Origin of the sequence: Actinoalloteichus spitiensis RMV-1378, from assembly GCF_000239155.1 — a bacterium.
Lineage (GTDB): Bacteria > Actinomycetota > Actinomycetes > Mycobacteriales > Pseudonocardiaceae > Actinoalloteichus_B > Actinoalloteichus_B spitiensis.
Window position 1 is genome coordinate 1 of sequence record NZ_AGVX02000619.1, and the last position, 14269, is coordinate 14269.

Annotated in this window: 10 protein-coding genes; 2 read left to right on the forward strand and 8 right to left on the reverse strand. The window is 73.0% G+C overall.

Annotated elements, in window-relative coordinates:
* The 4 genes from ACTIDRAF_RS0222765 to ACTIDRAF_RS0222780 form a co-directional block, all read right to left on the reverse strand.
* Nucleotides 1-2265 (reverse strand): Tex family protein (locus ACTIDRAF_RS0222765; protein WP_016701014.1); only part of this gene is annotated, 2265 nt, incomplete at its 3' end.
* Between the two features lie 227 nt (nucleotides 2266-2492).
* Nucleotides 2493-3293: a S1 family peptidase gene (locus tag ACTIDRAF_RS0222770; protein ID WP_016701015.1), complete on the reverse strand. Its 801-nt coding sequence runs from the start codon at nucleotides 3291-3293 to the stop codon at nucleotides 2493-2495.
* Nucleotides 3294-3496: 203 nt separating this feature from the next.
* Nucleotides 3497-4510, reverse strand: coding sequence for an enoyl-CoA hydratase/isomerase family protein (locus ACTIDRAF_RS0222775; RefSeq protein ID WP_016701016.1), 1014 nt, complete (start codon nucleotides 4508-4510; stop codon nucleotides 3497-3499).
* Between the two features lie 126 nt (nucleotides 4511-4636).
* Nucleotides 4637-5809, reverse strand: a complete 1173-nt coding sequence (locus ACTIDRAF_RS0222780) for a beta-1,3-glucanase family protein (protein ID WP_026066403.1) — start codon at nucleotides 5807-5809, stop codon at nucleotides 4637-4639.
* A gap of 648 nt (nucleotides 5810-6457) precedes the next feature.
* On the opposite strand from ACTIDRAF_RS0222780, the gene ACTIDRAF_RS0222785 reads away from it, so the two are divergent.
* Together ACTIDRAF_RS0222785 and ACTIDRAF_RS0222790 are read left to right on the forward strand one after the other, a co-directional pair.
* Nucleotides 6458-7081: a superoxide dismutase gene (locus ACTIDRAF_RS0222785; RefSeq protein ID WP_016701018.1), complete on the forward strand. Its 624-nt coding sequence runs from the start codon at nucleotides 6458-6460 to the stop codon at nucleotides 7079-7081.
* 172 nt (nucleotides 7082-7253) lie between these two features.
* A complete protein-coding gene (locus tag ACTIDRAF_RS0222790; RefSeq protein WP_016701019.1) occupies nucleotides 7254-8333 on the forward strand; it encodes an aldose 1-epimerase family protein in 1080 nt (359 codons plus the stop codon).
* Nucleotides 8334-8437: 104 nt separating this feature from the next.
* On the opposite strand, the gene ACTIDRAF_RS0222795 is transcribed toward ACTIDRAF_RS0222790, so the two are convergent.
* From ACTIDRAF_RS0222795 to ACTIDRAF_RS0222810, 4 genes are all read right to left on the reverse strand, one after another.
* Nucleotides 8438-9292, reverse strand: coding sequence for an alpha/beta fold hydrolase (locus ACTIDRAF_RS0222795; protein ID WP_016701020.1), 855 nt, complete (start codon nucleotides 9290-9292; stop codon nucleotides 8438-8440).
* Nucleotides 9293-9320: 28 nt separating this feature from the next.
* Complete coding sequence (locus ACTIDRAF_RS0222800) at nucleotides 9321-10085, reverse strand: LLM class F420-dependent oxidoreductase (protein WP_016701021.1); 765 nt, start codon at nucleotides 10083-10085, stop codon at nucleotides 9321-9323.
* Nucleotides 10086-10290: 205 nt separating this feature from the next.
* Nucleotides 10291-11322: an iron-siderophore ABC transporter substrate-binding protein gene (locus ACTIDRAF_RS0222805; RefSeq protein WP_016701022.1), complete on the reverse strand. Its 1032-nt coding sequence runs from the start codon at nucleotides 11320-11322 to the stop codon at nucleotides 10291-10293.
* Between the two features lie 178 nt (nucleotides 11323-11500).
* Nucleotides 11501-14089, reverse strand: coding sequence for a M14 family zinc carboxypeptidase (locus tag ACTIDRAF_RS0222810; RefSeq protein WP_016701023.1), 2589 nt, complete (start codon nucleotides 14087-14089; stop codon nucleotides 11501-11503).
* Nucleotides 14090-14269 lie beyond the last annotated feature (180 nt).

Genomic DNA, 14269 nt, shown 5'->3' on the forward strand with positions numbered 1-14269 from the left:
ACGGCCGCCGCCCTGCCGCTGACCTCCTCGGCCGCCCTGGCCGCCGCGCCGCTCCCCGGGCTGGCCCCCGGCCTGGGGCAGCTCGTCGTCGAGGCGCAGGGTCAGCGAGATGCGTTTGCGGGCGGCGTCGACCTCCAGGACCTTGACCTTGACGATGTCGCCGGGCTTGGCCACCTCGCGGGGGTCGCGCACGAAGTTCCTCGACATCGCCGAGACGTGGACCAGGCCGTCCTGGTGCACGCCGATGTCGACGAAGGCCCCGAAGGCGGCGACGTTGGTGACGACGCCCTCCAGGGTCATGCCGGGACGCAGGTCGGCCAGGGTCTCGACGCCTTCGGCGAAGGCGGCCGTCTGGAACGCCGGACGCGGGTCCCGCCCTGGCTTCTCCAGCTCGCCGAGGATGTCGGTCACGGTGGGCAGCCCGACGGTGTCGTCGACGAAGTCGGTGGGCCGCACGGACTTCAGCAGCCGGGTGTTGCCGATCAGGCCGGCGACGTCGCTGCCCACCGCGTCCAGGATGCGGCGCACGACCGGGTAGGACTCCGGGTGCACCGCCGAGCTGTCCAGCGGGTCCTCGGCGTCGGGGATCCGGAGGAAGCCGGCGCACTGCTCGAAGGCCTTCGGCCCCAGCCGGGAGACGTCCTTGAGCTGTTTGCGGGAGCGGAACGGGCCGTGGGTGTCGCGGTGCAGGACGATGTTCTCCGCCAGTCCCTCACCGATACCGGAGACCCGGGTCAGCAGCGGCGCCGAGGCGGTGTTGACGTCCACCCCCACCGCGTTCACGCAGTCCTCGACCACCGCGTCCAGCGACCGCGAAAGCATCGTCTCGGAGAGGTCGTGCTGGTACTGGCCCACTCCGATGGACTTCGGGTCGATCTTGACCAGTTCGGCGAGCGGGTCCTGGAGCCGGCGGGCGATGGAGACGGCGCCGCGCAGCGCCACGTCCAGGTCGGGTAGTTCCTGCGAGGCGTAGGCGGAGGCCGAGTACACCGAGGCGCCCGCCTCGGAGACCATGACCTTCGTCAGCTTCAGCTCCGGGTGCCGGCGGATGAGGTCGGCGGCCAGCCGGTCCGTCTCGCGGGAAGCGGTGCCGTTGCCGATGGCGACGAGTTCGACGCCGTGGCGCTGGGCGAGGCGGGCCAGGGTGGCGATCGAGGAGTCCCAGCGGTCCTGGGGTTTGTGCGGGTAGATGGTGTCGGTGGCCACGACCTTCCCGGTGCCGTCGACCACGGCGACCTTCACCCCGGTGCGGAAGCCCGGGTCGAGGCCGAGGGTGGGGCGGGTGCCGGCCGGGGCGGCCAGCAGCAGGTCCCGCAGGTTCGCGGCGAAGACGCGGACGGCCTCCTCCTCGGCGGCCTGCCGCAGCCGGGTGCGCAGGTCGATGCCGAGGTGCACCAGGATGCGGGTGCGCCAGGCCCAGCGCACCGCGTCGAGCAGCCAACGGTCGGCCGGGCGTCCCTGGTCGCCGATGTGGAAGCGGTGGGCGATCCGCTGTTCGTAGCTGCTCGGGCCCTGGGGGACCTCACCGGGGTTGCTGTCCTCGTCCGGTTCGAGGACGAGGTCGAGCACGCCTTCCTTCTCCCCCCGGAACAACGCGAGGATCCGGTGCGAGGGCAGTTTGGTGAAGGGCTCGGAGAAGTCGAAGTAGTCGGCGAACTTGGCGCCCTCGTTCTCCTGGCCCTCCCGTACCCGGGCCGCCATCCGGCCCCGGGTCCACATCTCCTCGCGGAGCTCGCCGATGAGGTCGGCGTCCTCGGCGAAGCGTTCCACCAGGATGGACCGGGCGCCCTCCAGGGCGGCCGTCGGGTCGGCGACGCCCTTCTCGGCGTCGACGTAGTCGGCGGCGACGGCCTTCGGGTCGTGGGTGGGGTCGGTGAGGAGCAGGTCGGCGAGCGGTTCGAGCCCGGCCTCCCTGGCGATCTGCGCCTTGGTGCGCCGCTTGGGCTTGTAGGGCAGGTAGATGTCCTCCAGCCTGGCCTTCGACTCGGCGGCGTTGATCCGCGCGGCGAGTTCGTCGTCGAGCTTGCCCTGGGAGCGGATCGACTCCAGGACCGCCGCCCGCCGGTCCTCCAGTTCGCGCAGGTAGCGGAGGCGTTCCTCCAGGTCCCGCAGCTGGGCGTCGTCGAGTGTGCCGGTGGCCTCCTTGCGGTACCTCGCGATGAAGGGCACGGTCGCCCCTCCGTCGAGCAGGTCGACGGCGGCCTGGACCTGGCCGGGCCGCACCCCGAGTTCCTCGGCGATCCTCTGGTGAATGGACATCGTCATCGGTTCTGCATCCGCCCTCTCGCTGATCTCCGGCCTGCATTGTGCCGGTGCCGGGCGGCGGGGTGTGGCATCCCCCGCCGGGGTGGCTCCCGAAGATCACCCGTGCCGGAGAGGCCGGTGATCGCGGGCGGCGACGTCCGGGGCCGGACAGGGCGGTGGCCCCGGGGGGCGGCGAACCCCGGGGCCACCGGATCAGGGGGCGGGGCGGTGCCGGCGCCCCGCTCCGGTCAGGACGCGATCTGCTCGGCGAGCTGGTCGCTGTGCGCGGCGACGCCGGCGTAGACGCCCGGGTATCCGGCCTGCGCGCAGCCGTAGCCCCAGGAGACGACGCCCACCAGGGTGCCGTCCACGACCAGCGGGCCGCCCGAGTCGCCCTGGCAGGCGTCCTTGCCGCCTTCCTCCAGGCCGGCGCACAGCATCGTGCTCGCGTCGAACTCGTCGCCGTAGACGCCGGCGCAGTCCTCGGCGCTCACCAGCGGGACCGTGGTCTCCAGCAGGTATCGGGAGGCCGCGCCGCCGGAGGAGGTGGTGCCCCAGCCGACGACGGTGGCCGCCTGCCCCGGGGTGTGCAGGTCCTCGTCGGCCGGGGTGGCCAGTGGCACCGTCGGGTGGTCCAGTGCGACGTCGAGGGTGAGGACCGAGACGTCGCCGCTGAGCGAGGTGCCGTCGTAGTCGGGGTTGATCCAGATGTCGGTGACCTCGGCTTCGTCGCCGGCGGTGCTGTTCTTGTCCTCCCGCCCGGCGACGACTCGGATGTCGGAGGGAGCGGAGTCCTCCGTGCAGTGCGCCGCCGTGACGACCTTGTCGGCGGCGACGAGGGAACCACCGCAGAACTGCTGGCCGGCCGGGGTCGTCAGGTAGACGGCCCACGGGTAGTCCTCGATGCTGGCCCGGTCGCCGCCCACGATGCGGGTGCTCGGCCCGTCGTCGCCGGTGGTGTCCGCGATGGCCGTTCCCGCTCCGGCGGCGGCCACGGCGGCGGTGACCGCGACCAGGGTGGACCAGCGTCGTGCCCGACCTGCTCTCATGAATTCTCCCTCCCCGAGAGGTGGTGGGCGGCAAGAAACCGACCACACCGTCGAACGTGTGGATCGTTCACATCCAAGCCGACCGACCGGCGGCCGGGACAGGTCCGTTCGGACCAACCCGCGTCCCCATGACCGGGCATCCAGGCACGTTCCAGGCAGGGGCGAGGGGTCGGCGGTCACCGCCGGGACGGGGAGTACCGGCCTCAGCCGTCGAGCACCCGGGCCACCAGGGCGGCGTCGACCTCCGCGAGGGTGGCCGGCGACCAGCGCGGTCGGCGGTCCTTGTCCACCAGCTGCGCCCGGACCCCCTCGTGGAAGTCGTGGCTGTGCGCGGCCCAGGCCGCCACCCGCAGCTCCCGGGCCAGGCACTCCCGCAGCGAGGAGGCGGCACCGCGCCGGAACAGGCCGGCCGCGAGGTGCAGACTGGTCGGTGACATCGCCGCCAGGGTCGCCAGCGTGCCGCGCGCCCACTCCTGGTGCGGCCCGGTCTCCGCCTCCAGCCGCGCCACCACGTCCTCGACCTGGTCGGCGGCGAAACAGCGGTCCACGGCCTCGGCCACCGGCGCGAGTTCCGATGCCGGCGGGGGCGTGGCGAACCGGGCGACGACCTCCCCGGCGGGCCCGGTTCCCAGGGCGGCCACCAGCGCGGACAGGCGGTCGGCGGGGACGTGGTGGGTGGCCAGCCCGGTGTCGACGGCCGCTCCCGCTCCGATGTGGACGCCGGTGAGCCCCAGGTAACGGCCGGACGCGCCCCGCAGCCGGGGCAGGAAGTAGGTGGACCCGACGTCGGGGAAGAAGCCGATCCCGGTCTCCGGCATCGCCAACCGGGACCGTTCGGTGACGACGCGGATCGACCCGTGCACGGAGATGCCCAGCCCCCCGCCCATCGCGATCCCGTCGAGCAGCGCGACGTAGGGCTTGGGGTACTCGGCGATCAGCCCGTTGAGGGCGTACTCGGCGCGGAAGAACTCGGCCACGTTCGCCTCGTCGCCGGCCATGCTGGCCGCGCGGGCCGCGCGGATGTCCCCGCCGGCGCAGAAGGCCCGGGGTGAGCTGCCGGCCACCAGGACGGTCCGGACGGCCGGGTCGTCGCGCCAGCCCTCCAGCACCCTCGTCATCTCCCGGATCATGTCCAGGTCCAGCGCGTTCAGGGCCGCCGGCCGGTCCAGGACCAGCCGGCCGACCCCGTCGCCGACCTCGTGCCGCACCGTGTCCACTGGGGACCTCCTGTCCGCTCGTCGTCGGTGTCCCGTGGCGGGACGTCGCCCGAGCCTGCCCGAGACGGGGCGGGCCCGGGCGACCGGGGGCGCTCGGCGGGAGCGGGCCGGTGGAACGCCGCCGGATCAGAACGGGTTGATGGACACGGTGATGGCGGCCGGCGCGTGGTCCTGGACGTAGGAGGCGAAGTCGCCGACGTCGTCGAAGGCGAAGCCGTAGACCTTCCCGTCGACCATGTTCTCGTGCAGCACCCGCGAGTAGTGGTTGCTGGTGCGGTCGAGGTAGAAGGCGTCCGGGTCCAGGACCGGGGCCTGCGCGCTGTCCAGCAACGTCGACCGGTTCAGGCTCGCGCCGAGCACGGCGGCCACCGGCCCCGAGACCCCGTCGTTGGGCGCGTGCAGGGCCCCGTCGCAGAACAGCACGTCGCGGGTCGTCGGCTTCTCGAACGGACTGACGCCGCCGGTGAAGGTGAACAGACCGTCCTGGACCCGCCCGGTGAAGTCGGTGTGGTTCGCGGTGACGGTGAGGGTGCCGCTCTGGTACCTGTCCCAGACCGCGTCCACGTAGGAGTCGTAGAAGGTGGGGGAGAACAATCCGGAGTCGATGCCGTGGCTCGGCGCGATGACCCGCAGGTCGTCGACGACGAGGTTGGCGAAGTCGGGGTTGTCCCGCATCGCGGCGAAGACGGCCTCCCGGCCACCGTCGACGAGGAACCCGGTGCGCTGGGTCTCGCTGCCGGTCAGCTCGATGCCCAGCGGCATGCTGAACATGTCGACCTTGGTGGTGTTGCAGTACATGCCGGTCGCGTCGTAGGTGAACTCCATGCAGTCGTGCAGGATGCGGTAGTTCGGGTCGCTCTCGACCCACCCGGCCGGGTAGGCCAGGGTGTCGTCGGGGTTGACGCGGAACCGGATCTTCTCGGTCACCGAGAAGTAGACCCGGCCGGAGAAGTTGATCGGCAGGTCGAACCGGGTGTCGCCCGCGCCGTTGAGCGGGATGGCGTAGTCGGCGAAACCGTCGGCGCCGTTGTCCGAGGCGGACACGGGGGCCAGCGTCCCGTCCGGTGTCATGCGCACCGGACGGTCCGAGGGCAGTTCGCGTCCCACCAGGTGCATCCACAGTGCGCTGTTCGGGTAGCGTCCGCTGTCGTTGACCACGGTGAACGGCAGGGAGTTGGGCACCCGCGCGGCGGCCGGCGCGACCGGGGCGGACGCGGTCGCCCCGGACCCGCTCCCGATCAACGCGCCGCCGGCGGCGGTGGCGGCGAGACCGCCGAGGAACATTCGCCTGGTCACCATGAGGGTGGTCTCCGTTCTCGTCGTCCGGTGTGGGAAGGCAGGGGCGGCTACCCGTGACGCGGCCCGTGTAACGGTGATCTGGGCACCATCTGAGCTGGCCCGTCGACGCCCTTCAATCGGCCGGACGGCGTAGCGGCCCGGCACCTGGGCCAACGGGGGGCAGGACAGCGCAGCGCGGCCGGCAGCCCGGGTGTCCGGGCCGCACCACCCGGACGGAACGGGACCCGGCACCCTCCCACCTGCGACGTTCCCGCACCCCGACCGGTGCCCGACCAGCCAGCCACGACACGCGGTGCCCGCCGCCCGGACCGGACAGGACGCGGGACGGTGATTCACCAACGGCATCGCCCCGGACGCCGCGCCTGCCCGGTGCACCCGACCCGCTGGAACGTCTCCCCCGCCCCGCGGCACCCCGGGTGATCCGCGATCGGCCCGGCGCCCCGTCACCCCGATCCCGGAACAGGTCGCCAGCCGGAGACGGCGCCCCCGGCCCATCCCGCCCCGGGCCACGCGCACCAGCCTCCCGGCCCCCCGGGGCCGTCCCCTCCGCGTCGATGCCATCCCGATCACAGTCCCTTGACCTCAAGTGCGGTTCAGGTCACAGGGTGGGGCCGGTACCCCTTGGCGGAACGACGAACAGGACGGACGATGGCCCCCTACACCCTGCCCGATCTGGACTACGACTACTCGGCGTTGGCCCCGGCGATCACCGGTGAGATCAACGAACTGCACCACTCCAAGCACCACGCGACCTACGTCAAGGGCGCCAACGACACGCTGGAGAAGCTCGCGGCGGCGCGGGAGGCCGACGACTTCGGTTCCATCGTGGGCCTCCAGACGACGCTCGCGTTCCACCTGGCCGGCCACGCCCACCACGTGATCTGGTGGAAGATCCTGTCGCCGAACGGCGGTGACAAGCCCGTCGGGGAACTCGCGGCGGCCATCGACGAGGAGTTCGGCTCCTTCGACCGGTTCCGCGCCCAGTTCAACGCCGTGGCCACCACCATCCAGGGCAACGGCTGGGCCGTCCTCGCCTGGGACCCGATCGGGCAGCGGCTGATCACCCAGCAGATCAGGGACCACCACGCGAACTCGGTGCTGCCGTCGGTGCCGATCCTGCTGTTCGACGTGTGGGAGCACGCCTTCTACCTCCAGTACCGCAACGTCAAGCCCGACTACGTCAACGCGCTGTGGAACGTCGTCGACTGGGCCGAGGTCGGTCGCCGGTTCGAGGACGCGCGAGCGGGGCGCAACGGTCTGCTGCTGCCCTGAGTCCCCGCGTCCGGACCCGCCCCGGCGCGGGCCCGTCCGCCCGGCACCGCTGATCGGAGGCGCCGGGCGGACGGAAGACCGGACAGACCGGCGACGTCGACGTGACGGACGTCCTGCCGTGCCCCACGATGGGACGACCACGCGTGACGGCGCCGGTCGGGAGGAGCCCAGGATGAGCAGGAGCACCAAGCGATCCGCAGGATCCGGACTGTCCCGCCGCGCCGCGCTCGGAGCGGCCGGCGGGCTGGGCCTGCTGGGCGTGACCGGTGTCGCCGGCACGAGCCAGGCCTCGACCGCCGACGGCCCGGGCGCCGACCCCGCCACCGGGCCGCGCCCGCCCGTCGGGGAGGCCACCGGCCGCCTGTACGAGATCCGCGCCGGTCGGCACGCCGTGGTCGTCGCCGGTGTCGCGGCGACCCTGCTGTCCTGGAAGGTCGGCGGCGCGGAACGGCTGCTCACCCACGAGCCCGACTCGGTGGGCGACAGCTACCAGGGCAAGACCATCGTGCCCTGGCCCAACCGCATCGACCAGGGCCGCTACACCCTCGACGGCGCGGAGTACCAGGTCCCCATCACCGAACCCGAGCGGGACACCGCCCTGCACGGGCTGGCGAACTGGGTGGAGTGGGAACCGGTCGAGCACACCCGGGACCGCGTGGTGCTCCACTACCGCCTCCACCCCCAGTACGGGTACCCCTTCCTGCTCGGCCTGCGCATGGAGTACGCGGTCAGCGCACGGGGTGTGCGGGCCCGGCTCACCGCGACCAACCTCGGGCGGGCCCGCGCACCGTTCGGCGCGGCCTTCCACCCGTACTTCCAGCTGGGCGCGGAGACCATCGACGACATGCGGGTGCGGCTGCCCGCGAACGCCTACTACCCGGTCGACGACCGCCTGCTCCCCACCGGGATCGCCGAGGTCGACGGGACCGAACAGGACTTCCGGGTCCCCCGGGAGCTCGGCGCGACGCAGTTGGACACCGCCTACACGCGGCTCATCCGTGAGGCGGACGGCACGGCCGTCACCCGGCTGAGCCGCCGAGGCGGCCCGACGATCGAACTCTGGGTGGACGAGAACTACCGTTACCTCCAGGTCTACACCGACGACGGGCCCCCGGCCGGGCGCACGGGGCGGGCCGGCATCACCGTCGAGCCGATGACCTGCGCCCCGAACGCGTTCAACTCCGGGGACGGGCTCGTCCTGCTCGATCCCGGAGCGGAGTTCACCGGGAGCTGGGGGTTGCGCTCCACCTGACCTCGGGGACGCGCGCCACTCCCGGATGGGGTCGACGCGCACGACGGCCGGTGGCCGGGGCCGCGCCAACCCGAGTAGCCCGTTCGGACTCCCCCAGGGGCCGCTCACTCCGCCGTGTGCGCGAGGATGCGGTCGGCCAGCACCCCGTGCAGGGCGCCGGGCAGCGCGTGCCCCAGTCCCGCGACCTCCCACAGGACGGCACCGGGGATGAGCTCGGCCAGGTGGCGGCCGTGCGGCGGCGGGTTCAGCGGATCGAGCTCCCCCTGCACCACCAGGGTCGGGACCCTGACACCGCGCAGTTCCCGGCCGCGTTCGGTCGGCACGGGCTCCGCCGCGCCGTGGGCGCCGGGTTGTTCGACGCTGCCGGCGTGGTCGAGGGCGCGCTCCTCCCACCGGCGGAACTCGGCCGCGTCGAACACCGCCGGCCCGGCGAGGGCCCGCCACTCCTCGACACGGCGGTCCAACGCGGCCGCCCGGTCCGGGACCGGCTCAGCCCGCCGGGCCAGCACGTCGAGGACGTCCCGGCGGGGCAGGGGCAGCCCACCCGGGTCGGGTTCCCTGGTGTAGGCCCGCCGCAGGTTGCCCGCGAAGTCCACGTCGAGGGCCGCGCCCAGCATCAGGGTGAGGCTGCGCAACCGCCGCGGGTGGTCCAGCGCGAGCAGCTGGCCGAGGGTGCTGCCCAGCGAGAGGCCCACCACGTGCGCCGACCGCAGGCCCCAGCCGTCGAGCACCCCGAGCGCGTCCTCGGCCAACCGCGCCACCGGGTACGGCGCGTCGGAGAACGGCCGGGTGGTGGACCTGCCGGTGTCGCGGTGGTCGTAGCGGAGGACGCGTCGCCCGCCGTCGACGAGGCGGGCGACGAACTCGTCCGGCCAGCCCAGCGCCGAGGAGTTCGCGCCCGCCACCAGCAGCACCGGCGGGTCCGCGGGCTCGCCGAGGCTCTCGGTCCACAGCTCCACGCCCCCACCGGCACCAGCCGGGACGACCTCACGCCGCCCGCACCTCCCGCAGCAGCTCGGCGACCCCGTCCAGCGGGAACGGGTCCTCCAGCGAGACGATCAGCTCCTGGGCACCGGCCTCGACGTAGTCCCGCCACGTCCCGAGTTCGTGCGGGCGGATCAGGACCGTGCGGTGGATCTCCCGAGGATCGCGCCCCACGCGTTCGCACCACTCGTTGAGCACCCGGTTCTTGTGCGCGAAGTTGTCCGGCGGGCCGAAGGCGTTCCACGCGTCCGCGTGCTCGGCGACCAGCCGCAGCGTCACCTTCTCCCCGGAGCCACCGATCAGGACCGGCATCGGGCCGACCGGGCCCGGGTTGAGCACCGACAGCCGCTGCTGGATCACCGGCAGGTCGGCCTCCAGCTTCCGCAGCCGACCGATCGCGGTGCCGAAGGTGTAGCCGTACTCGGTGTAGTCCCGTTCGAACCACCCCGAGCCGATGCCCAGGATGAACCGTCCACCGCTGAGGTGGTCGATGGTGCGGCTCATGTCGGCGAGCAGGTTGGGGTTGCGGTAACTGTTGCACGTGACGAGGGCGCCGAACCGGATGCGGGACGTCTCGACCGCCATCGCGGCCAACAACGCGTACGCCTCGAAGTGGGCGGCGTCGGGGTCACCGTGGAGCGGATAGAAGTGGTCCCAGACGTAGGCGGTGTCCAGCCCCAGTTCGTCGGCCCCCGTCCAGGCGCGCCGGAGCGCCTCGGTCGTGGTGGCCTGGGGTTCGAGCTGGACACCGATCTTCACCTGCTGCACGCGACATCTCCAGACTGCTGTGAGCCGACCGATGTGGACCCGGAACCGGGACGGGAAAGGCGTTTCCCGCTCCACGACCGGGACCGGCGGCGGTCCCGGTGCCGAGAGTAACCACCACCACCGCCGGCGGTCACCCGCATTCCCCCGTGTGCCGCGGGTAGCCGTTCCCGGCCACGAGCTCGTCCCAGCGCCACCGGCGCCCCCGTCAGTCCGCCAACGCCTCGTCGAGCAACGGGAGCAGCAGGTCCAGCGCGTAGGGGAGGCTGAGAACGGTGCCCATCGAGAAGGCGTTCTGCGCGTCGGCGTCGCTGAGCACGACGACCCGCCCCTCCCGCGCCATCGCCGTGCCCTGGAACAGGGTGTCCTGTTCGATCCGCTCGGCCGGCTGCATGCTGACGACGATGCACACGTCCGCCTCCAGCAGGCCGGCCTCCTCCCGGGAGACGTCCACGGTGAAGCCGTTCCCGCTGCGCAGCTCCTCGATCGCCGGCGCGTTGACGAACCCGAGTTCCCGCAGGGTGTCCACCCGGGTGTCACCCTCCACGTAGGCGGCGTAGGACGCCTCGTCCCACCACACCACCGAACAGGTGCGCCCCTCGAACCTCGGGTACCGCGCCCGGGCGTCGGCGAAGGCGTTCTCCACCTCGCCGATGAGGACTTGGCCGTCCTCCGGGCGTCCGAGCACCTCGGCGATGAGCCGGGTCTGGTCACGCCAGTGGGTGCCGTAGCTGATGTCGGTCGCCGGTCCGGACAGGGTCGGGACGAGCTCGGCGAACATCTCGTACACGGACCGGTCGTTGTCGGACTTGGTCATGGTCACCAGGTCCGGGCGCTGCGCGAGAATGCCCTCCGGGGAGAACTCCGGGCCGGTGAGCACGTCGACCTCGCCGTCCCCCAGCTTTTCCCTGGCCCACGGGCCGAACCCGTCGTCGTAGGCGCGGAACCAGTCGACCGAGGCCACCGGCACCACCCCGAGCGCCAGCAGCGTGTCGCCGTCCCCCCACCCGAGCGCCACCACCCGTTCCGGCGCCCGTTCCAGCTCGGTCGTCCCGAACTGGTGGTCCACCGACGTGGGGAAGCCGCCGGCTCCGGGAGTGGCGCTGCCAGCGGGGGCGCCGTCGTCACCGCCCGACCCGTCGGCGCAGCCGGCGAGCAGCGCGACCGCCGCCCCGGCGCCCCCCGCCAGGAAGTGCCGTCTGGTCAGACCACGGGAACGGACGCTGGGGAACCGGTTCATGCTGGTGTGTTCTCCTCGCTGCGGGATGGCTGCCGCGCGGTCGTCCCCGTGCGGCGGACGCGATCCGCCACCCGACCGCGACCAAGCCAAGGCTAACCTCACCCCGCCGCGTGCCCGCGAGCGGCGGGGTGGGGCGACCACCACGCCGGCGGCCGCCCCACCCCGGAACGGCGCCGGGTCAGGAACTCGCCGTCCAGTAGAGAGCCCTGGCCACCTGCGAGTACAAGCCCTTGGGGTGGTCCCGGAACAGGGGTTCGGTGCCGAACAGCACGGTCGGCGTCCCCCCGCCACCGACACCGGACACCACGGCCGGCTGCCCGGCCGCCTCGGCCTGACCGCCGGTGCCGTCCTGCTCGGGACGCCAGTGACCGGCCACCAGTGGCGCGTCCGGCCCGTACCGCTGTTCCACGGTCACCCCCTCGCCGAGGCCGGCGAACCACAGGGGCGAGTAGACGAAGGAGTGCGGGGCCGCGCCGGAACCGACCCACCCGTCGCCGCCGCTGACCTCCACGATGCCGTTGGCGTCGGAACGGCCCCGGACGACGTCGACGGGCAACAGACCGGCCTCGGCGTTGAACCGGGCACCGACGGCGCCCCGGGTCACCACCCCGCCGCGTGCCAGGAAGGCGGTGAGGTCGGCCCGTGCCTGTTCGGTGAGGCCGGACACCTCAAGACCGGCGGACACGTAGAGCACGTCCACGCGGCTCCAGTCGACACCCTCGTTGAGGACGGCCGTCGACACCGGCCGCACCTCGAACCCCATGCCGCGCAACGCGACCACCTCGTCGGGCGACACCGCCGCGGCCACCACCGGCCGCCGATCGACGGGGACCCGCTCGTCACCGCTCGGCGCCTCGGTGAACCGCACACCGTGCCGGCGCGCCGCCGTCAACGCGTCAGCCCGCGCCGAGGCCGGCACCACGATGACCCCCTCGGACGACCGGTACACCTGGTGCCCCCGGCCGAGCAGGTCGTTCACGGCCTGGACGTCCGCCCCGTCGCTGAGGGCCACGGCGAGGTCCCGCCCCGGGGCGACGTCCACACCACCCGAGCTCACCGGCCCCTCGACCGGGCGGGACCGCACCGTCAACCCGCCCCGCACCGGTTCCACCTCGGCCCCCCACAGCAGCCCGTGGCTCAACGCCGAGTTCGCGTAGGTCCTGGGCACCCGGTCGGTCAGGTCCGCGCCGTCCTCCAGCAACGCGTTCGCGATCGCGCGGCGTGGCTGCCGCAGGTCCACCAGGTACGAGCCAGAGGGGTACTCCTCCCGGCCCACGCGGAAGCCTGCCTCGGTGCGCCGCACCTCCACGCCGTTGTCCAACAGCAGGTTCACCAGACGCGCCGCCGCCGGCTCCGAGGTGCCCTCCCCGGCCGCCGGGATCACGTAGCCCCGGGGGAACTCGGTGGTGTACCGGTCCTCCTCCCCGAAGCCAGGGATGTAGTCGTCCGGGATGTGCCGCTGCTGCTCCCCGGCCCCGGCGCGGCGGAAGAACTCGATCTGGTCGGCGACCAGCTCGTCCCGGTTGGCATCCACGTAGTCGATGGTGCTCAGGATGGTGGCCTCGGCGACGTCGGTGTTCACCGACGCCCGGCGGCGGAGTTCCGACACCGGCTGGTTCTCGTAGTCCTGCCGGTTCACCCGCAGCGGAACCTCGACGGTGTGACCATGGGTGCCCTGCACCATCGCGTACATCGGGGCGTACATCGGCAGCCAGTCGTCCCAGTCACCCGGCGCGCGGTCCCGGATCGGGATGTCGGCCCGCTGGGTCTCGGGGTGGCCGAGCTCGGCGATGGCCCGTTCCATGCCCAAGGCGTTGGGCCAGGCGTGCTTGAGGTACAGGTCGTACTCGGCGTTGCGCACGTGCGGGGCGGTGTTCGGGCTCAGCAGCGTCGGGTTGACGTAGCCGTGCAGGTCCAACATCACCAGCGACTGGCCGTGGATCGCCACCTTCCGCACGGCCTCCGTCTCCGGGTTGGCCACCGTCACGAAGTCGCGGTTCAGGTCGAACCCGGCCGCGTTCTGCCGGGTGCCGGCCACCCGCCCGTCCGGGTTGTGCGAGACCGTGAAGTAGAGCCTGGACGTCTCCAGCAGCCGGAGGTCCTCCGGGTCCTCGCTGGTGGCCAGGTGTTCGATGACGCGCAGCGACCCGTCGGTGCCCTCCCACTCGTCGCCGTGGATGTTGGCGTTGAACCACATCGGGGCCTTGTACCCGGCGCGGAGTTCCTCGTCCGCCGCCGCGGCGAGGGGGTCGGTGCGGATGGCGTCCCGCCACCGCCGCTGCCGCGCGCTGTCCTCCGGGGTCTCCGGCGCGGTGAGGGTGACGAGGTAGATGTCGCGCCCGAGCACCGACTCGCCGAGCACCTCGACGGAGACCCGGTCGCTCTCCGCCTGGAGGTCGTTCAGCCGGGGAGCCAGTTCGTGGTACGGGACGAGCCCCAACTTGACCGACCTGTCGGTCGGGTCCTCGGGGTAGACCCGCAACTGGGTCCGCCGGGGGTAGCCGCGTTCGTCCGACTCCGCGAAGGAGCTGGGCGCCCCGGATTCGGCCCGCGCCCCCGGTGTGCCCGGTCTGTTCTCGCCGTGCGGGCGCACCCGGGGCGGATCGGCGAGGTCGGCCGCGAGGACCGCGTCCCGGTCCGACGCGCCCGCCCCGGGCGGGGCGTCGGGAGGCGGTGGCTCGACGGCGGTCGCAGCAGGTGCCGCCGCGGCCGCGGCCGCGAGCAGTGCCGCGACGAGCAACCCGGCGGTGGGGCGGGAGATGCGCACATGACCTCCTGTGGTGGTGATCCGGTCACCGGTACCCAAGACCGCGGGGCAGCGCCGGTCAATGTCATCCCAGGCTGTGGTCGGGGGCTTGCGGTCGCGTCGGTTCCCGCTCTCGCCGTCTCCTCGCCCCACGGCGGGCGGCGCGGTGGAGCCCGCCCGCCCCGAAAGCCACCGTGCTCA

Bases quoted from the DNA above. Each gene is read 5' to 3' on its own strand.
- ACTIDRAF_RS0222805 (WP_016701022.1), bottom strand. From the start codon at position 11,322: ATGAACCGGTTCCCCAGCGTCCGTTCCCGTGGTCTGACCAGACGGCAC.
- ACTIDRAF_RS0222790 (WP_016701019.1), top strand. From the start codon at position 7,254: ATGAGCAGGAGCACCAAGCGATCCGCAGGATCCGGACTGTCCCGCCGC.
- ACTIDRAF_RS0222770 (WP_016701015.1), bottom strand. From the start codon at position 3,293: ATGAGAGCAGGTCGGGCACGACGCTGGTCCACCCTGGTCGCGGTCACC.
- ACTIDRAF_RS0222780 (WP_026066403.1), bottom strand. From the start codon at position 5,809: ATGGTGACCAGGCGAATGTTCCTCGGCGGTCTCGCCGCCACCGCCGCC.
- ACTIDRAF_RS0222785 (WP_016701018.1), top strand. From the start codon at position 6,458: ATGGCCCCCTACACCCTGCCCGATCTGGACTACGACTACTCGGCGTTG.